Here is a 17,479-nt window from a genome sequence, read left to right on the forward strand (position 1 = left end):
AATGCCTGAACTAAGGTTGATTCAATGACCTCCCCTTCCCGCCTGCCGGCACTGGCGGGCCTGCCCCTGGCCGTAGGTTCAGGCCTGGCCATCCCCGTCCAGGGCCGCATCAACGGCGCCCTGGGGGCGCGCCTGAATGACGGAATTGCCGCCGCGGCCGTGAGTTTCAGCACAGGCCTGCTGGTCATGATCCTCATTTCCCTGGTGTTGCCACGGGGCCGGGCGGGCCTGGCGGCCATCATCCCGGCCGTCCGCAGCCGCGCGTTTCCCCGCATCTATGTGGTGGCCGGCGCCATTGGAGCCCTGTTCGTCTTTGCCCAGTCCTTCACCGTCGGCATCCTCGGCGTGGCGCTGTTCACCGTGGCCACCGTCACCGGGCAGACCGTCAGCGGCCTCGTGGTGGACCGGCTGGGCATAGGGCCGGCCGGAAAGAAGTCGGTCACCGCCATCCGGATCGTCGGCTGCGTCCTGACCATCGCCGCCGTGGCCTGGGCGGTTTCGCCGAGGTTCAGCAGCGGCGGTTCCGGGGACGGGGCGTCCGGGTTGCTGCTTCCCCTCATACTGCCTGTGGCGGCGGGATTCCTCATGAGCTTCCAGCAGGCCATGAACGGTACCGCCACGCTCCACTACGGCACTCCCATTGCCGCCACCCTGGTGAACTTCGTGGCCGGCTGCATCGTGCTGTGGGCCGCCTTCGCCGTTAAGCTCGCCGTGGCCGGCCCCGGCAACCCGCTGCCGGGGGAGTGGTGGTACTACCTGGGCGGCCCCATGGGCTGCATCTTCATTGGGCTGGGCGCCCTGCTGGTCCGCAGCCTGGGCGTACTGGTCACCGGCCTGGGAATGATCGCGGGCCAATTGCTTGGCTCGCTGGCCCTGGACCTTGCCCTGCCCGCCCCGGGAACCGTCGTCGCGCCGGCCACCGTCCTGGGAACGCTGCTCACGCTCGGCGCGATCATCCTGGCCACCCTGCCCTGGCCCCGGGGCGCGCTTCGCAGGCAGCGGCCGGTACGCTAGGACACAAGCTTTCCCCTGATCTTCCTTCATCCGCCCCGACCCGTTGCCGCTGTGCCGCAGGCACATGGCAGCCGGGGCCTGACAACCCGCGGACCGCACCCAGCGGCCCTGTAGAAATTGGAGTTACCCCATGGCAGCAAAATCCGTCCTCGACCAGGTCATTTCCCTTTCCAAACGGAGGGGCTTCGTGTTCCAGGCCGGTGAGATCTACGGAGGTTCGCGCTCTGCCTGGGACTACGGGCCCCTCGGAGCCGAACTCAAGGAAAACATCAAGCGCCAGTGGTGGCAGTCCATGGTCCGCGGCCGCGAGGACGTGGTGGGCCTGGACTCCTCGGTGATCCTGCCCCGCCAGGTATGGGAAGCATCCGGCCACGTGGAAGTCTTCTCCGATCCGCTGGTGGAGTGCCTCTCCTGCCACAAGCGCTACCGCGCTGACCACCTCGAGGAAGAATACGAGGAAAAGAAGGGCCGCCCCGCCGAGAACGGCCTGAAGGACATCGCCTGCGCCAACTGCGGCACCCGGGGCCAGTGGACCGAGCCGCAGGAGTTCTCCGGCCTGCTCAAGACCTACCTGGGACCGGTGGCCAGCGAGGAAGGCCTGCACTACCTGCGGCCCGAAACCGCGCAGGGCATCTTCGTGAACTTCAACAACGTGCTCACCACCTCGCGGAAGAAGCCGCCGTTCGGCATCGGCCAGATCGGCAAGTCTTTCCGCAACGAGATCACGCCCGGAAACTTCATCTTCCGGACCCGCGAGTTCGAGCAGATGGAAATGGAATTCTTCGTCGAGCCCGGCACGGACGAAGAGTGGCACCAGTACTGGATGAAGGAGCGCATGGCCTGGTACACGGGCCTGGGCATCCGCGAGGAGAACCTGCGCTTCTTCGAGCACCCCAAAGAGAAGCTCAGCCACTACTCCAAGGGCACCACGGACATCGAGTACCGGTTCGGCTTCCAGGGTTCCGAGTGGGGTGAGCTGGAAGGCATCGCCAACCGCACCGACTTTGACCTCTCCACCCACGCCAAGGCCTCCGGCACGGACCTGAGCTACTTCAACCAGGCCACCAACGAGCGCTACACCCCCTACGTGATCGAGCCCGCGGCCGGCCTGACCCGGTCCTTCATGGCGTTCCTGGTGGACGCCTACACCGAAGACGAGGCCCCCAACGCCAAGGGCGGCGTGGACGTGCGCACGGTCTTGAAGCTGGACCCGCGCCTGGCCCCGGTCAAGGCCGCCGTGCTGCCTCTGAGCCGCAACGAGGACCTGTCCCCGAAGGCCAAGGCCCTGGGCGCGCAGCTGCGGAAGAACTGGAACATCGACTTCGACGACGCCGGCGCAATCGGCCGCCGCTACCGCCGCCAGGACGAGATCGGCACCCCGTTCTGCATCACGGTGGACTTTGACACCCTCGAGGACCAGGCCGTCACCATCCGCGAGCGGGACACCATGAGCCAGGAACGCGTCTCCCTGGACAAGGTGGAAGGCTACCTGGCGGCACGGTTGATCGGCGCCTGAGCGTGGCCATCGAATACCGTGAATGGCGGGATGGCGACGACCTCGCGCTGCTGGAAATCTGGGGCGGCCCCGAGACTGCCCAGGCCCGCCAGTTCCGTGGCGCCCTGGCCGTATCCTCCAACGGAGGGAACGGCACGCCGTGGCGGCGCTGCATCGTCGCCGAGGACGTCGTTGACGGCGTCGGCATCCCGGTCGCGGCCGGCGTCGTCTATGAAGCGTCCCTGCACCCGGAACGCCTCTGGGCCTACATTGAAGTCGCCAGGGACCACCGCCGCAACGGCATCGGAGCCACCCTCCTGGCCATGCTGCGCCGCGAAGCCGGACACGCGCCGTCGGGCGTTACCAAGCTCCGCGCCAAAGTGGAACCGGGCACGCCCGGGGCCGCATTCGCCAAAGCGGCCGGGCTGGCACCCATCCAGCGCTCCCGGCTGGTTATCGTGGAGCCCGGAGCCCTCCGGCTGCCTGTCTTCCCGGACAAGGACCACGGCGGCCGCCCCATCGATGGTGAAAACGCCGGTTCCGACATCGTCATGGACCTGGCTACCGGCTCGGTGGAGCTGACGGACGTGGTGGGCCGGTACTACACCTCCATCCACGGCTGGGACTCTCCTGGTGTTCTGTCCGTGGGCCAGGTGCAGAAGCTCTTCCTGGATGAGCTCACCGGAGCCCACGGCGCCATCGTGCTCCGGGCCCAGCCGGAATCGGCGTTCGGCCAGGGCGTGGCACCCAGCAAGAAGGGCCGCATCCGGGCGTTCGCCGTCAGCTACGCCGCCCCTGCCGGCCCTGACGACGCACCGCAAACGGAAGTGGGCACGGGACCGGACACTCCCACGGACGTTTTCGTCGGGCACGAGCCCTCGCTTGCTGCCGACGACGCGGCCGAGGCCGTCCGGGACATGCTTGCGCTGATCGCCTACCAGCACCCCGTCATGCTGGAACTGGACGACTCGATGGCCGCGCTGCGCGCCGCCGTCGAACCCCTCCTGGCAGGCGGCAAGGCCCGCCTGGCCGGCGCCGAGACCCTGGTGGTCTCCGACTAAGCGCGCTCCCGCTTCCCAGCCGGGTAGCGCCAGGTGCCGTTTTGACCCCTCAAAACGGCACCTGGCGCTACCTGCTTGGGCTGCGATGCTACCTGGTGCGGGGAGCCCGACGGCGGCCCGCGGCGGCGTCGGCAGCGTCCAGCAGTTGCCGCTCGGCATCCGTGGGCGCACCACCACCCAGCCGCGCCGGCATCCACCAGGCTCCAGGCCCCGGCCGGAGCGGAAAGCCGGCGATGCAGCGGTCGATCCCCGCCTGCAGGGTGCCGCGCAAAGCTTCCGTTGCCGCCTCAACGTCAACGCCGGCCGGAAGCACCACCGGCGCGTCCACGTGGACCCGGACCGGCGCCCGCCAGCTGCGGCGGAAGGAAAAGCCGTGCCCCCGGGTCAGGATGCGGTGGGCGCCCCAGATGGATACCGGGATGACCGGAACCCCCGCCTCCGCCGCCATCCGGACAGCACCCGTGCGGCATTCGCGGACCGTGAAGCTCCTGCTGACCCCGCCTCGGGGAAAACAGCCAGGTATTCGCCTTCCCGCAGCCTGGCAACGGCAGCCGCGTAAGCGTCTGCGCGGCCCGTATATCCCACCACCACGTGGCCGCTGGCGCTGATGGCCGGGCCGGCCAGCCAGTGGTCCGCTGCGCCCTGGTGAACCAGGAACCGCAACTGGGCGCGTGCATGGCGCCACAGGAGCAGTTCCAGCACGGCAAAATCCACATAGCCGAAGTGTGTCACGGCGAAAACGGCCCCTTTCCCGCGGACCGGCTGCCGGGATGGCCCCGTCCGCGGCCCGGGAGGGGGCAGGTGCTCCACGCCCGTGGCTCGGAGGTCCAGCTGGAGGGCCCAGCGGAGGAACTGCCCCGTGCGGACGATCAGCCGGTAGAAGCGGTCGTTGGGCGGGGGACGCCACGTCACAGGACCGGTCCCTACAGGGTGACGTGTACGGCGGACTCGGGCAGCAGCTCCACGAACGCACGGGACGGCTGGACGCCGGCGCCCGTGCTTTCGGCGAAGGATTTGATGACAAACCCGGTGGCCAGGGTGTGCCACACGCGGACTTTCCGGAGCATGAAGTGCCCCACGCCCTTGAGCGAGACGTACTGCATGCTCGCCGCGTCCGCGGACGCCCGGCGGGCAAAGGCCAGCGACTGCGAGGGGCTGGTCATATGGTCGGTGGTGCCATGGATGATCAGCACCTTCCGGCCGGCGACCCGGTAGGCAGGGGTTTCGGGGCTCAGCCATGGTGCCAGTGCCACCACGGCCTCCACCTGTGGGTGGTCCGCCGCGCACACGGCGGTCAGCCCGCCCATGGAGTGGCCCAGCAGGAACACGGGAACGCCCGGGTGGCGGTCCGCAATCTGCTGCAGCGCCCAGCGGGCATCCTGGAGCGGGGACATGTCGGAGCCGTTCCAGCCGCGGACGCTGTTGCGCAGGGACCACACCGCCAGCCCATGCTTCCGGCCGGCACGGTGCAGGTCCCTGGCGAAAGGGACCATCCTGGCCGGGCTAAGGTGCCGGGCCTCCACCGGATCCCGGCTGTGGGCCTTGCCGCCATGCAGGACCAGGACCACGCCCCGGGTGTTGCCGGATGCTTCAAGGACGCTCAGGACCGGCCGATGGGCGGAAACGCGCGGCACCTGCCCAGCCTGTACACCGCCCTTGTCGGGTGCTCCGTTTCTGCCGCCCCCATGCCCACCACGGTTGTCCATGCCAGGTTCCTCCCCATCCGATGGTCCATTTATAAACCCTATGGCGCCGCACGTAGAGTTCAACCATGAGGTTGTACTGCTGATGGGCGCCGGTCACTCCCACGCTTCCTTGGATCATTCGGAGCCGACGCCCCAGGCGATGGCTGCCCGCAGCAAGGCGAACCGGATCCTGGCCGCCGTGCTCATACCGCTGGCACTGCTGACCCTGGCCGGAATGGCGGCGCTATGGCCATCCGGCAGCAAGGAAGGGGTTTCGCTCGCCAACCCGTACTCCACCGCCCCTGGCGTCACCTTCGATACCGGCACCATCCAGAACGTGGTGACCGGGAACTGCATGCAGGGGAGTACCCAGCAAGGGCCGGCCCAACAGGCGCCCGGCCAGCAAGGGGGCAGCCAGCAAGGCGCGCAGCAGCCACCGGTCAAAGGCTCGGACTGCACCTTCGCCTACACCGAGCCCGACAAGGGCGGCAGCCCGGTCAAAGTGGTCATCAACCCGGATGTGGCCTCATCGCACGGTGTCAAGCCCGGAGACCAGATCCGCTACCTGAACCTGTCCAACGCCCAGGGCGCCGGCGGATCGCAGGGATCGCCGGCGTACATCTTCGTGGACTTCGTCCGGACCCTTCCCATCATCCTGCTCGCCGTGCTGTACGCCGTGGTGGTCATCGCCGTCGCCAGGTGGCGCGGACTCCGGGCCCTGATCGGGCTGGTGGGGGCATACTTCGTGCTCGCGAACTTCCTGCTCCCGGGCCTGGTGGAGGGCAAACCGCCGCTGTTGTTGGCCCTGGTGGGATCCACCGTGATCATGATCGGGGTGCTGTACTTCGCCCACGGGTTCTCCGCGCGCACGTCCACGGCGCTCCTGGGCACGGTCTTTGGACTGGCCATCACCGCCCTGCTCGCAGCTTGGGCTACGGATGCGGCCAACCTGGCCGGCGTCGGGAGCCACGACGCCGCCACCCTGGTGAACACGTCGTCCAACATCTCCATCTCCGGCGTGATCCTCTGCGGGCTCATCATTTCCGGCCTGGGCGTCCTCAACGATGTCACCATCACCCAGTCCTCAGCCGTGTGGGAGCTTTACGAGCTTGCACCGGCCAGCAGCGCCCGGAAGCTGTTCACTTCCGCCATGAGGATCGGCCGCGACCACATCGCATCCACGGTGTACACCATCGCGTTCGCCTACGCGGGCGCCGCGCTGCCCATCCTGATCATCGTCATGCTCTACGACCGGCCCCTGCTGGACACGCTCACCAGCGCCGAACTCTCCGAGGAGGTGATCCGGACGCTGGTGGGTTCCATCGGGCTGGTCCTGGCCATTCCGGTCACCACGCTGATCGCCGTGCTGGTGGTGAAGGCCACCGGGGTTCCGGTGCCGGGTCCCGTCCCGGCAGGCGGAGTCCATCCGCCCGTCGCCGGGCCAGGGGACGGAAAGCACGACGACGGGCACAGCCACGCGGACGACGTCGCGGACACCGGGGCGCTCGCCGCGGCCGTGCTTGAGGAACGCAGCCGGCGCGCCGCCGTCGAACCCGCCGCCGTGCACACCGACGCACCGGTGCCTCCGGAAGTACCCGCCACCCGCCGGGGCCGGCGGGCGGACCGCGGCTGACCTGCGGACCAGGGGCTGGACCGGCGTTCGCTGGAGGCGGCTACTGGTAGTCGGCCAGCCAGAGGTCCGGTCCGAAGACTTCGTACTGGATGTCCTTCGCCCGGACACCTGCCCCCACCAGGGCGGACCGTACGGCCTGCATGAAGGGCACGGGACCGCAAAGGTAATACTCGGCGTCGGACGGCAACGAGATGTCCTTGACGTTCATGAAACCCGGGTGCACCGTACCGGCGTCGCTGTCCGCGGAGGAGCCTTCACCGGCCGGCTCCAGGAACCACGACGTGAGGGAGGCGTCAGCCAGCGCTGCAAGGTCGGCCGTCACCTGGTTCCGCAGGGCAAAGGAGGCCGGGGAGTCGGCCGCATGCAGGAACAGGACCTTCCGCTGGGAGCCGGACTTGACCAGGTGGGACAGCATGCCGGCCATGGGCGTGATGCCGATTCCCGCGCTCGCCAGCACCAGGGGCCGGTCCGTGTATTCCAGGACGACGTCGCCGAAGGGGGCGGAGAGGGTGACCTCGTCGCCAACGTTGACGTGGTCGTGCAGGAGGTTGGACATTTCGCCGTCCGGCGCCCCCTCCGCGCGCACCCGCTTGACGGCGAAGCGCCGGTGCTGGCCGTCGTCTGCCTGGGTCAGGCTGTACTGGCGGGGCTGCAGGACGCCGTCGGGCATCTGCATCCGGAGGGTGACGTACTGTCCCGGCAGCGATGGCTTGACTTCGCGCTCGTCGGTCCGCTCCACCACGAAACTGACAACGTCATCGGTTTCCTGGATCTTTTCGGCCACACGCCATGTGCGCCAGACAGTTTCCGGGCTGAGCCGGACGGCGTCGTACAGCCCGCGTTCCTTGTTGATGAGCATGTTGGCCATGAGCCAGTAGACCTCGTCCCAGGCCGCGGCCACCTCAGGTGTCACGGCGTCGCCCAGGACATCCACGATGGCCCACATCAGGTTGTCGTGGACCACCTGGTATTGCTCAGGACTCAGGCCCAGGGAGACGTGCTTGTGCGAAATGCGGGACAGCAGATGGTCCGGCAGGTGGGTGGGGTCGTTGACCAGGAAGCCGGCGAAAGCGGCAACCGAACCGGCCAGCGCCTGTTGCTGCCGGCCATCTGCCTGGTTGCCGCGGTTGAACAGGCCGTTGAGCAGCTCGGGATGTTCGCCGAACATGTGCTTGTAGAAACGGGACGCGATTTCCTGGGTGTGTTCGCCCACCACGGGAAGGGTGGCCTGGATGACGGGATATGAGGTCTCTGACAGCATGGGTATGTCTCCTTGAAGCGTCCTGGCTGGTGGTCCGTCCCCGCGCCACGCTAACAGCGGGCCGGAACGGGGGGTCAGGTACTTTGGCACTGGCCGGAAGCACCGATTTGCCCGGCTTTGCAACAATGGACAGGTGACTGTTGCTGCAACTCCTCCCGCCCCCAAGCTGGAACTCCCGCCCCTGAAGCTGGGACCCATCACGGTGGACACCCCGGTGATCCTCGCCCCCATGGCCGGCATCACCAACTCCGCCTTCCGCAGGCTCTGCCGTGAATACGGCGGCGGCATGTATGTGGCGGAGATGGTCACCTCCCGTGCGCTGGTGGAGCGGACCCCCGAATCCCTCCGCATCATTTCGCATGACGACGACGAGAAAGTGCGGTCCGTCCAGCTCTACGGCGTGGACCCCGGCACGGTCGGCGCTGCCGTGCGGATGCTCGTGGAGGAAGACCGGGCCGACCACATCGACCTCAACTTCGGCTGCCCTGTCCCCAAGGTGACCCGGCGCGGCGGCGGCTCGGCACTCCCCTGGAAGATCGATCTCTTCACCTCGATCGTGCAGACCGCCGTCAAGGAAGCCTCCAAGGGCAACGTTCCGCTGACCATCAAAATGCGCAAGGGCATCGACGATGACCACCTGACGTACCTCGACGCCGGCCGCATCGCGCGCGACTCCGGTGTCGCCGCCGTCGCACTCCACGGCCGGACGGCCGCCCAGTTCTATTCCGGCAAGGCCGACTGGTCCGCCATCGCCCGGCTCCGCGAGGCGCTGCCCGACATTCCGGTGCTGGGCAACGGCGATATCTGGTCCGCCGAGGACGCCGTCCGGATGGTTCGCGAAACCGGCGTGGACGGCGTGGTGGTGGGCCGCGGCTGCCAGGGCCGGCCGTGGCTCTTCGGTGACCTGCAGGCCGCGTTCGAAGGCAGCGACGTCCGGCACCGGCCCAACCTGCGCCAGGTGGCCGAAGGCGTGTACCGCCACGCCGAGCTCATGGTGGAAACCTTCGGCGACGAAGGTAAGGCGCTGCGTGAGATCCGCAAGCACATTGCCTGGTACTTCAAGGGCTACGTGGTGGGCGGGGAACTGCGCACGCGGCTTGCCCTGGTGACCAGCCTGGACGTACTCCGGGACACTCTGGCCGAACTGGACCTGGACTCGCCCTACCCCGGGGTTGACGCCGAAGGCCCCCGCGGCCGCGCCGGCTCCCCGAAAAGGCCGGCCCTGCCCAAGGACTGGCTGGACTCCCGGGCACTCAACGAGGACCAGTCCAAGGACATTGCGGCAGCAGAACTGGACGTTTCCGGTGGCTGAAGCTTCGGTTGCCGGGCACCGGCCCGCGGGAACCCCCACCGCGGCCCTGGCGCTGCCCGGTTACGACACGCACGATTCCGCCCGCTGGGTGGAGGAGCCGCCCAAGAACACGTACCGCTCCGACTTCGAACGGGACAGGGCAAGGGTGCTGCATTCGTCCGCGCTGCGCCGGCTGGGCGCGAAAACCCAGGTAGTGGCCCCGGACACGGACGACTTCGTGCGCACCCGCCTTACGCACAGCCTGGAAGTGGCGCAGGTGGGCCGCGAACTGGGCCGGGCCCTGGGCTGCGACCCGGACGTGGTGGACACGGCCTGCCTCAGCCATGACCTGGGCCACCCGCCCTTCGGCCACAACGGCGAGTCGGCGTTGAACGAGGTGGCACATGCCATCGGCGGCTTCGAGGGCAACGCCCAGACCCTCCGCCTGCTCACCCGGCTCGAGCCCAAGGTGCTCACGGCTGACGGCCGGCCCGCGGGCCTGAACCTCACCCGCGCAAGCCTTGACGCGGCGTCGAAATACCCCTGGTCAGCCCTGGAAGCGCCGGTGATCCACGGCCAGCGGACCAGCAAGTTCGGAGCCTACGAGGACGACCTCCCCATCTTCACCTGGCTCCGCGAAGGCGCCCCCGAACGCCGGAGCTGCCTGGAAGCCCAGGTCATGGACCTCGCGGACGACATCTCATACTCGGTGCACGACGTGGAGGACGCGATTGTTGCCGGCCACTTCCAGCTGCGCTGGATGGACAACCCGGACCACCGCGCCCGCGTGGTGGGCTACGCCAAGCAGTGGTACCTGCCGCACAACGACCCCGCGGCCATCGATGCCGCACTGGCCCGGCTGGAGGCCACGGACGTCTGGGTGCGGGAGGCCGATGGCAGCCGTAAATCCATGGCGGCGCTGAAGAACATGACCAGCCAGCTGATTGGCCGGTTCTGCCAGAGCGCCCTGGAAACCACCCGTGCCGTCTACGGGCCGGAAAACCTTACGCGCTATAACGCCGAACTCATGGTTCCCGACGAAACCGTCATGGAAATCGCGGTGATGAAGGGCCTGGCCACCACGTTCGTGATGACCACCGAGCACCGGCAGCCCATCTACGAGCGGCAGCGGGAAGTGCTCCACGCCCTGGTCACCGCCCTCAGCGCTACGGGAGACCGGCACCTGGAGCCGATGTTCGCGGCAGACTGGCGGGCGGCGGACGACGACGGCGCGCGCCTGCGCGTCGTCATCGACCAGGTGGCGTCCCTGACGGACGGCTCCGCGCTGGCCATGTACGAGCGCCTGGTGGGAAGCCTGCCCTCGCTCTGGTGACCAGCCCTGGTGCGGCCGGACTTCCCAACGATCAACAGCTTCCTTAAAGCATCTTCACAGGAAGGAGGCGCACCATGGGAGGAAAGACAGGCCGCTAGAACGGGAGCTGGTCATGAGTACTCGCAGCAGGGGCAAGCGCCTTGCCACCGGGATCACCGCGGCCGTGGGCGTTGGCAGCTTCGCCGCCGCCGGGGTCGCGGCATCCGCCGTCTACGCCGCAACGCCCTCCGTGATCGCCAGGACCACTCCCGTCACGGACACCAACGCCACACAGTCAAGCACGCCCAAGTCTGACGACGATAACCGCGGGACCACCAAGAACAACACCTCACGCCGGTCGAAAACCTACGGCAGTTCCGGCGGCACCACGCCGGTCCAGCCGGGAAGCGGCAGTACTGTCCACGGCCGGTCATCGGGGTCCTGACATGGCAGGCTCCGGCAGGGCCGCTCCCGGCGCAGCCGGCACCTGGACCGCCGAACATACTTCGCATGCGGGCAACACTGCGTCGCCGGACAACACTGCACGGGCCAGCTGGACTGTCTGGGAACTTGAGGCATCGGTCACCGTCACCGATCCCGAACTGCTCGCCGCCGCCGAAGAGGCCGTCCGCGGCGTTGTAGCGGCAATCGACCTCGCCTGCAGCCGCTTCCGGGAAGACTCCGAACTGATGATGGGCCAGTCCCGGATGTCGCAGGGCGTAGGCGTCAGCCCCCTGTTCCGGCTTCTGCTCGAGCGCGCACTGGACGCGGCCCGGCTCACCGGCGGCGATGTGGACCCCACCCTCGGAGCTGAGCTGGCCGCCTTGGGCCATGGCCCGGAATGGCAGAGGCCCGGGCTCACCAGCATCCCGGTGCCGCTGCAGCCAGCACCTCCCCGGCGGCCTTCGGTACCGCGGGCACCCGGCTGGACCCGCCTGAACCTCGACGCCTCGACCCTGACCCTCCCGGCCGGCCTCCGGCTGGACCTGGGAGCAACAGCAAAGGCAGTCTCAGCCGACCTCGCCGCTGCCGCCGTGCACCAGGCACTGGGTTGCGGGGTGCTCATCAGCCTGGGCGGCGACCTGGCCAGCGCAGGCCCGGGGCCGCGGGCGGACAGCGGGCCCGGCCAGTGGCAGGTCATGGTGCAGGACCTTCCTGCCGACCCCTGCCAGCAGGTCTCCCTGGCCCCGGGCTTTGCCCTGGCCACATCCAGTACGCAAAAGCGCCGCTGGAAGCACCAGGGGACCGAGGTGCACCACATCCTTGACCCCCGTTTTGGCCTGCCGGCCGAGCCGGTCTGGCGGTCGGTGACCGTTGCCGCCCCCACCTGCCTGGAAGCGAATGCGTTCAGCACGGCGGCAGTCGTCCGCGGCTTCGCTGCCGTGGACTGGTTCCGGGCCGAAGGCATTGCTGCCCGCCTGGTGGACGGCCGGGGCAGGGTGGTCACCACCGGGGACTGGCCTGCCGACAACGGCAGCCCTTCCCTGGCCGCCGGCGGAAGCTCCCATGCCGGGGGTGGCCGCCGTGGATGAGGCAATGTGGGCGTTCGGGCGGGTCAGCGGCTTCGTGTCCCTGGCACTATTCACCGCGTCCGTGCTGCTGGGGATCCTCAACAGGTCCGGCCGCCCGCTGCTGGTGCTGCCCCGGTTCTCCATCAGCCTCCTGCACCGGAACATAGCGCTGCTCGCCACGGTGTTCCTGGGCCTGCACGTGGGATCCCTGCTCCTGGACTCGTTTGCCAAGCTGAACCCGGTGGACGTCGTCGTCCCGTTCCTGGGCTCGTACCAGCCGTTTTGGCAGGGACTGGGGACGGTGGCACTGGACCTCGTCCTCGCGGTGGTGGTGACGGGCCTGCTGCGGCACCGGATCGGGCAGCGCAGCTTCAAGGCCGTGCACTGGCTCAGCTACGGCGTCTGGCCGGTCGCCATGGCGCACGCCCTCGGCAACGGCACCGACGTCTCCAGCGGATGGTTCCTCCTGCTGGCCGTCGCGTCAGCGGTCGCCGTAGCGGCGGCCCTGCTGTGGCGCCTGAGCCCTTCCTTCCTCGAAACCTCCCATGCCAGGCAAGGACGCGTCCTGTGACCCACCCCCATGACACCCACCAGCCGGTGCCGCTCCACGCGGAACAGGACAGCCTGCGGCAGCAGCCGCGGCTCCTGGCCGCAGGCCCAGGCGCAGGCTGGTCCCAGCATCTTGAGGCGTTTGGGCCCTGGGAAGCGCAGGCTGCCGGACCCGGGCTGCTGGACACGCTTGCCGCAGCCGGGCTCACCGGGCGGGGCGGCGCCGCGTTCGAAACCTGGCGCAAAGCCAGTGCCGCTGCAGGGTCCGGAAGGAAAGGCATGTTTGCGGCCAGGCCGGTGGTGATTGCGAACGGTGCAGAAGGCGAACCCCTGAGCTCCAAGGACCGGACCCTCCTGGCCCATGCACCCCACCTGGTCATCGACGGGCTTGTTGCCCTGGCCGGGGCACTGGGCGGCGCAAGCATGTACATGTACGCGCCGGCGGCCAGTCTTCCCCGCGTGGAACAGGCCGTCGGCGAACGTCCCCGGGGCAAGCGGATCCGCATGGTCCAGGCTCCCGAAACCTTCATCTCCGGTGAGTCGAGCGCCGTCGTCAACATGATTGCCAACGGCAGCGCCATCCCCACGGACCAGCGGCGCCGCCTCAGCGAATCCGGCCTCAACGGCCGGCCCACGCTGGTGGTCAACGTCGAAACCCTTGCCCAGGTTGCCCTGATTGCCCGTTACGGAGCGCCGTGGTTCCGCCAGGCGGGGACACCGGCTGACCCCGGCACCCGGCTCGTGTCCGTTTCCGGCCCTGCCCCGGTACCGGACGTGGTGCTGGAAGTGCCCGGCGGTGCACAACTTTCGGCGGTCCTCCAGGAGGCGGGGATGGATCCTGCTGCCCTGTCCGCCGTCCTGGTGGGTGGCTATCACGGGCGGTGGGTGCGGCCCGCCGCGCACGCGCTCTCTCCAGCGGGGCTGCCCGGCCGGACCGTCCGGCCGGGAGCAGGCGTGATCCATGCCCTGGACCTGCAGGCGTGCGGCATCCAGGCCACTGCCAGGATCGTGGGCTACCTGGCCGACCAATCCGCCCGGCAATGCGGACCCTGCATGTTCGGGCTGCCGGCCATGGCGTCCATCCTGAACCGGATCGCCGGCGGGGAAACCAATCACCGGCTTGCTTCCGAGCTTGAACGGCTGGGGAAGCTGGTTTCGGGACGTGGCGCATGCCGGCACCCGGAGGGGACCGCCGGCCTGGTCAGCAGCGCCCTGGAGGTCTTCGCCGGCGACTTCCGCGCCCACCTTTCCGGCTACTGCACGGGCCCGGGAGGGGCAGCGGCATGAAAACCCACCTGCACATCGACTGGACCAGCTGCGACGGCCGCGGCCTGTGTGTCGAGCTGCTTCCCGGCGTACTGGACCGGGATGACTGGGGGTACCCGGTGGCACGGGGGAAGGTGGGCCGGGACCGGACAGATGTTCCGCTGCGTGATGCCGACCGGGAAGCCGCGCAGGAGGCCGTCATCCTGTGCCCCAAGCTGGCGCTGAGCCTGCTGGAGGGAAAGGCTCCGGAACCACAGAATGGGGCGCCGGGGACGTGAAGCCGGGCGGTGACACTAAGATTGCTGTGTGGCTGGGCTGATTAAACGTGAAGATATTGACGAAGTACGCCAGCGCACGGACATCAAGGAAGTGGTTGACGGCTACGTCACGCTCAAGGGTGCGGGGCTGGGAACCTTCAAGGGCCTGTGCCCCTTCCACGACGAGCGCTCGCCGTCCTTCACCGTCCGTCCCCAGGTAGGCCGCTACCACTGCTTCGGCTGCGGCGAGGATGGCGACGTCATCGCCTTCGTCCAGAAGCAGGACCACAGCTCCTTCCAGGAAGCCGTGGAGAAACTTGCGTCCCGGATCGGCTACGAGTTGCGCTACGAGGACGGCGGCACCGGCCCCAACCGTGAGGAAGTGGGCCGCCGCCAGCGGCTGCTGGACGCACATAAGATCGCGGACGAATTCTTCCGGGCCCAAATGCTCACCCCCGGCGCCGCCACGGCCCGCAACTTCCTGTTTGGCCGCGGCTTCGACCGGGCCGCCGCGGAACACTTTGGCTGCGGTTACGCACCCCAAGGGTGGGATGCGCTGCTGAAGCACCTCCGCGGCCGCGGCTTCACCGACGCCGAGCTCAAGCTGACCGGCATGTTCAGCGAAGGAAACCGGGGCATCTACGACCGTTTCCGCGGCCGCCTCATCTGGCCCATCAAGGACATGGCCGGCGACACCATCGGCTTCGGCGCGCGCAAGCTGTATGAGGACGACCAAGGCCCCAAGTACCTCAACACCCCGGAGACCACCCTCTACAAGAAGTCACAGGTCCTCTACGGCATCGACCTCGCCAAACGCAGCATTGCCAAGGACCGGCAGTTGGTGGTGGTGGAGGGCTACACGGACGTCATGGCGTGCCACCTCGCCGGGATCACGACGGCGGTGGCCACCTGCGGCACGGCGTTCGGCACCGAACACATCAAGATCGCCCGCCGGCTTTTGTCCGACGACGGCACCGGGGGAGAAGTGGTGTTCACCTTCGACGGCGACGCCGCCGGGCAGAAGGCCGCCCTGCGGGCCTTCGAAGAAGACCAGCGCTTCACCGCCCAGACCTACGTGGCCGTGGAACCCACAGGCGCCGATCCCTGCGACCTGCGCCTCAGCCGCGGGGATGACGCGGTGCACGCCCTGATCCAGTCCCGCCGGCCGCTGTTCGAATTCGCCATCCGCAGCACCTTGAAGCAGTTCAACCTCGATACCGTTGAGGGCCGCGTGCAGGGCCTCAAGGCTTCCGTGCCGGTGGTGGCCGCCATCCGGGATGCCTCCACCCGGACGGGTTACTGCCAGGCGTTGACCGGCTGGCTCGGCATGCCGGACCCCAACGAGGTCCTGCGCATGGTCAACGCAGAAGTGAAGAACGCCGGAAAGCGTGGCGACCCGGGACGGTCCCCGGTTCCGGGCCAGCCGCAGCCAGGCGGTCCCTCCCGCCCGGCTCCCGCCCAGCCCGGGGCGCCGGGCGTAGCTGCCGGGCCGTCGTCGGGCGTTGTCCCGTCCTTCCACCGGCCGGACCCCCGCGATCCCGTGGCCTCCATGGAGCGGCAGGCGCTGGAGGTGGCGCTGCAGCAGCCTGCGCTGCTGGCGGGCGGGGTGTGGGACCGCTTTGCCGCTGCCCGGTTCGCCATACCTGCCTTCCAGGCCGTCCACGACGCCATGCGTGCCACGGGTCCCGGCCTGACCGTTGATCCGGTGCGCTGGGTGGAACACGTGATGCACGAGGTTCCAGAGCCCCTCCGGCCGCTGGTGTCGGAACTCGCCGTGGTGCCCCTGCCGGCCCATACTGAGGAAGCGGTCCTGAAATACTGCCGCGACATTCTGTCCCGGCTGTTCGAACTGCAGATCACCCGGATCAAGGCTGACAAAATGGGCCAGTTGCAGCGCCTTGACGCGGCGGCGGAGCCGGAAACCTACCAGCGGCTCAACCGGGAACTGATGATGCTGGAAATGGAACGCCGGGCCCTGCGGGCCGAGGCGTAGGGGTGGCCCGGGCCGCGGACCCGGGGTGGGCCAAGTCACGGCGGTCCGATTTCGTTTCCCCGCCGGGTGTTTGCTAGGCTGGTACCCGCTTCATTCCTCCTTAGCTCAATTGGCAGAGCATTCGACTGTTAATCGAAGGGTTGCTGGTTCAAGTCCAGCAGGAGGAGCTTCCAATCCCCGTTCCGGCTTCCGGAACGGGGATTTTTGTTTCCCCGCAAGGCGGCTTGGGCCTGGGGAACTGCCGATTTCCCTGTGCCGGAATCCTTTGCTAATGTCATACCTGCTTCATTCCTCCTTAGCTCAATTGGCAGAGCATTCGACTGTTAATCGAAGGGTTGCTGGTTCAAGTCCAGCAGGAGGAGCGCAACGAAAAATCCCCGTTCTTCCGGTTGGAGGAGCGGGGATTTTCTCATGCGGTGCTGCAGTGGTCAGACGAAATCCATTTCCACCTGCAGGAACCTTTCGGCCTCGGCGATGGCCGCCTGGAAGGCTTCCTTCTCGGTCGGCGACTTCCGGGGCTCGCGGGGGTTCCATTCGTGCGGCGCGGAGTGGATCCTCACGAAGCCGGCGTCCGGGGGAGCGTAGAAGATTCCGAAGCGCTGCACCGGCCATTCAGGGGAGGTTTCCGGCGCCACCAGCAAGGCCGCGTTGAAGGCGGGATTGAACCATTGGGCGATGGGCCGGCGCCGGTCTTCGGTGAACAGTCCCGCAGCGTACAGGGCCGCCGACTGCTGGCCTGCCTGCGCACACAGCCGCTCCCACCACAGTGGCAGGATCCGGGCGTCGCACCGTTGCCATGTGGCCGGAAGTGGCGGTTGGTTCTGCCAGTTGGGCACGGCATCATTTTATCGCGGGAGGGACCCGGACGGCAGGGAATGCCGCACCGGACCGGCCATAACAATCAGTGCCGGGAATTCAGCGGCGCCGGCGGGAGCCCGGGTTGACCCGGTACAGGAGCGCGGCGCCTGCCAGCGTCCCCAGGATGATGCCCCAGCCCGGGTTTCCCAGGAGACGGCCGGCGAAGTAGCCGACGACGGCGCCGAGCACCGCCCCGAGGAACAGTCCCCGTCCGTTACGGTGCGGCTTGCGGCTCACGGGCTGCCTTTCGATTGGAGGCAAAGGGGCTGGCATGCGCCCCTGATGATGGCCTG

17 protein-coding genes, 2 tRNA genes and 1 pseudogene are annotated in these 17,479 nt (G+C 68.3%); 14 read left to right on the forward strand and 6 right to left on the reverse strand.

Annotated features, from left to right (window positions below; all coding sequences use genetic code 11):
- The first annotated feature begins 24 nt into the window (after positions 1-24).
- The 3 genes from NIBR502770_RS04115 (at position 25) to NIBR502770_RS04125 (ending at position 3,570) form a co-directional block, all read left to right on the forward strand.
- Positions 25-1,014, forward strand: coding sequence for a DMT family transporter (locus NIBR502770_RS04115; RefSeq protein WP_141181122.1), 990 nt, complete (start codon positions 25-27; stop codon positions 1,012-1,014).
- Between the two features lie 130 nt (positions 1,015-1,144).
- On the forward strand, positions 1,145-2,530 hold the full coding sequence (locus NIBR502770_RS04120) for a glycine--tRNA ligase (protein WP_141161050.1): 1,386 nt from the start codon (positions 1,145-1,147) through the stop codon (positions 2,528-2,530).
- Positions 2,531-2,532: 2 nt separating this feature from the next.
- Positions 2,533-3,570, forward strand: a complete 1,038-nt coding sequence (locus tag NIBR502770_RS04125) for a GNAT family N-acetyltransferase (RefSeq protein WP_141181123.1) — start codon at positions 2,533-2,535, stop codon at positions 3,568-3,570.
- An 88-nt stretch (positions 3,571-3,658) separates the two neighbouring features.
- On the opposite strand, the gene NIBR502770_RS21770 is transcribed toward NIBR502770_RS04125, so the two are convergent.
- The 3 genes and pseudogenes from NIBR502770_RS21770 to NIBR502770_RS04135 all read right to left on the reverse strand — a co-directional run bounded on the left by NIBR502770_RS21770 (position 3,659) and on the right by NIBR502770_RS04135 (position 5,276).
- Positions 3,659-4,018, reverse strand: a complete 360-nt coding sequence (locus NIBR502770_RS21770; RefSeq protein WP_371416521.1) for a hypothetical protein — start codon at positions 4,016-4,018, stop codon at positions 3,659-3,661.
- A gap of 15 nt (positions 4,019-4,033) precedes the next feature.
- Positions 4,034-4,482 (reverse strand): annotated as a pseudogene (locus NIBR502770_RS21775) (1-acyl-sn-glycerol-3-phosphate acyltransferase); the annotation flags it as partial.
- Positions 4,483-4,493: 11 nt separating this feature from the next.
- Positions 4,494-5,276: an alpha/beta hydrolase gene (locus NIBR502770_RS04135; RefSeq protein WP_141181124.1), complete on the reverse strand. Its 783-nt coding sequence runs from the start codon at positions 5,274-5,276 to the stop codon at positions 4,494-4,496.
- A gap of 139 nt (positions 5,277-5,415) precedes the next feature.
- Here NIBR502770_RS04135 and NIBR502770_RS04140 point away from each other — a divergent pair, with 139 nt between their 5' ends.
- The gene (locus tag NIBR502770_RS04140; protein WP_141183309.1) at positions 5,416-6,888 is read left to right on the forward strand and encodes a YibE/F family protein; all 1,473 of its coding nucleotides are present in this window, start codon (positions 5,416-5,418) and stop codon (positions 6,886-6,888) included.
- A gap of 40 nt (positions 6,889-6,928) precedes the next feature.
- On the opposite strand, the gene NIBR502770_RS04145 is transcribed toward NIBR502770_RS04140, so the two are convergent.
- Entirely contained in the window at positions 6,929-8,149 is a 1,221-nt protein-coding gene (locus NIBR502770_RS04145; RefSeq protein ID WP_141181125.1) for a globin domain-containing protein, read from the reverse strand.
- A gap of 133 nt (positions 8,150-8,282) precedes the next feature.
- On the opposite strand from NIBR502770_RS04145, the gene dusB reads away from it, so the two are divergent.
- The 10 genes from dusB to NIBR502770_RS04195 all read left to right on the forward strand — a co-directional run bounded on the left by dusB (position 8,283) and on the right by NIBR502770_RS04195 (position 16,690).
- Entirely contained in the window at positions 8,283-9,461 is a 1,179-nt protein-coding gene (dusB, locus tag NIBR502770_RS04150; RefSeq protein WP_141181126.1) for a tRNA dihydrouridine synthase DusB, read from the forward strand.
- Positions 9,454-10,773: a deoxyguanosinetriphosphate triphosphohydrolase gene (locus tag NIBR502770_RS04155; RefSeq protein WP_370871401.1), complete on the forward strand. Its 1,320-nt coding sequence runs from the start codon at positions 9,454-9,456 to the stop codon at positions 10,771-10,773. The genes dusB and NIBR502770_RS04155 overlap by 8 nt, the downstream gene beginning before the upstream one ends.
- A gap of 112 nt (positions 10,774-10,885) precedes the next feature.
- The gene (locus NIBR502770_RS04160) at positions 10,886-11,197 is read left to right on the forward strand and encodes a hypothetical protein (protein WP_141181127.1); all 312 of its coding nucleotides are present in this window, start codon (positions 10,886-10,888) and stop codon (positions 11,195-11,197) included.
- 1 nt (position 11,198) lies between these two features.
- Positions 11,199-12,284 (forward strand): FAD:protein FMN transferase, encoded by a 1,086-nt coding sequence (locus tag NIBR502770_RS04165; protein ID WP_141181128.1) that lies wholly within the window; start codon positions 11,199-11,201, stop codon positions 12,282-12,284.
- The gene (locus NIBR502770_RS04170) at positions 12,277-12,834 is read left to right on the forward strand and encodes a ferric reductase-like transmembrane domain-containing protein (RefSeq protein WP_246857391.1); all 558 of its coding nucleotides are present in this window, start codon (positions 12,277-12,279) and stop codon (positions 12,832-12,834) included. The genes NIBR502770_RS04165 and NIBR502770_RS04170 overlap by 8 nt, the downstream gene beginning before the upstream one ends.
- Positions 12,831-14,099 (forward strand): NADH-ubiquinone oxidoreductase-F iron-sulfur binding region domain-containing protein, encoded by a 1,269-nt coding sequence (locus NIBR502770_RS04175; protein WP_246857393.1) that lies wholly within the window; start codon positions 12,831-12,833, stop codon positions 14,097-14,099. Before NIBR502770_RS04170 ends, NIBR502770_RS04175 begins: the two co-directional genes overlap by 4 nt.
- A complete protein-coding gene (locus tag NIBR502770_RS04180; protein ID WP_141181130.1) occupies positions 14,096-14,356 on the forward strand; it encodes a ferredoxin in 261 nt (86 codons plus the stop codon). The genes NIBR502770_RS04175 and NIBR502770_RS04180 overlap by 4 nt, the downstream gene beginning before the upstream one ends.
- Before the next feature lie 28 nt (positions 14,357-14,384).
- Entirely contained in the window at positions 14,385-16,328 is a 1,944-nt protein-coding gene (gene dnaG / locus NIBR502770_RS04185; RefSeq protein ID WP_141181131.1) for a DNA primase, read from the forward strand.
- A 94-nt stretch (positions 16,329-16,422) separates the two neighbouring features.
- Positions 16,423-16,495: transfer RNA gene (locus tag NIBR502770_RS04190), tRNA-Asn, on the forward strand.
- Between the two features lie 122 nt (positions 16,496-16,617).
- Positions 16,618-16,690, forward strand: a tRNA-Asn gene (locus tag NIBR502770_RS04195).
- Between the two features lie 66 nt (positions 16,691-16,756).
- Here NIBR502770_RS04195 and NIBR502770_RS04200 read toward each other — a convergent pair.
- Positions 16,757-17,164, reverse strand: coding sequence for a hypothetical protein (locus NIBR502770_RS04200; protein WP_141161038.1), 408 nt, complete (start codon positions 17,162-17,164; stop codon positions 16,757-16,759).
- Between the two features lie 79 nt (positions 17,165-17,243).
- The gene (locus NIBR502770_RS04205) at positions 17,244-17,423 is read right to left on the reverse strand and encodes a glycine zipper 2TM domain-containing protein (protein WP_141161037.1); all 180 of its coding nucleotides are present in this window, start codon (positions 17,421-17,423) and stop codon (positions 17,244-17,246) included.
- Between the last annotated feature and the right edge of the window lie 56 nt (positions 17,424-17,479).

Origin of the sequence: Pseudarthrobacter sp. NIBRBAC000502770 (genome assembly GCF_006517815.1) — a bacterium.
Lineage (GTDB): Bacteria > Actinomycetota > Actinomycetes > Actinomycetales > Micrococcaceae > Arthrobacter > Arthrobacter niigatensis.

What these genes read in the sequence shown, in the direction of transcription:
- NIBR502770_RS04180 (WP_141181130.1), top strand. Translation starts at nt 14,096, where the DNA reads ATGAAAACCCACCTGCACATCGACTGGACCAGCTGCGACGGCCGCGGC.
- NIBR502770_RS04115 (WP_141181122.1), top strand. Translation starts at nt 25, where the DNA reads ATGACCTCCCCTTCCCGCCTGCCGGCACTGGCGGGCCTGCCCCTGGCC.
- NIBR502770_RS04135 (WP_141181124.1), bottom strand. Translation starts at nt 5,276, where the DNA reads ATGGACAACCGTGGTGGGCATGGGGGCGGCAGAAACGGAGCACCCGAC.
- NIBR502770_RS04120 (WP_141161050.1), top strand. Translation starts at nt 1,145, where the DNA reads ATGGCAGCAAAATCCGTCCTCGACCAGGTCATTTCCCTTTCCAAACGG.
- NIBR502770_RS04140 (WP_141183309.1), top strand. Translation starts at nt 5,416, where the DNA reads ATGGCTGCCCGCAGCAAGGCGAACCGGATCCTGGCCGCCGTGCTCATA.
- NIBR502770_RS04160 (WP_141181127.1), top strand. Translation starts at nt 10,886, where the DNA reads ATGAGTACTCGCAGCAGGGGCAAGCGCCTTGCCACCGGGATCACCGCG.
- NIBR502770_RS04145 (WP_141181125.1), bottom strand. Translation starts at nt 8,149, where the DNA reads ATGCTGTCAGAGACCTCATATCCCGTCATCCAGGCCACCCTTCCCGTG.
- NIBR502770_RS04165 (WP_141181128.1), top strand. Translation starts at nt 11,199, where the DNA reads ATGGCAGGCTCCGGCAGGGCCGCTCCCGGCGCAGCCGGCACCTGGACC.
- NIBR502770_RS21770 (WP_371416521.1), bottom strand. Translation starts at nt 4,018, where the DNA reads ATGGCGGCGGAGGCGGGGGTTCCGGTCATCCCGGTATCCATCTGGGGC.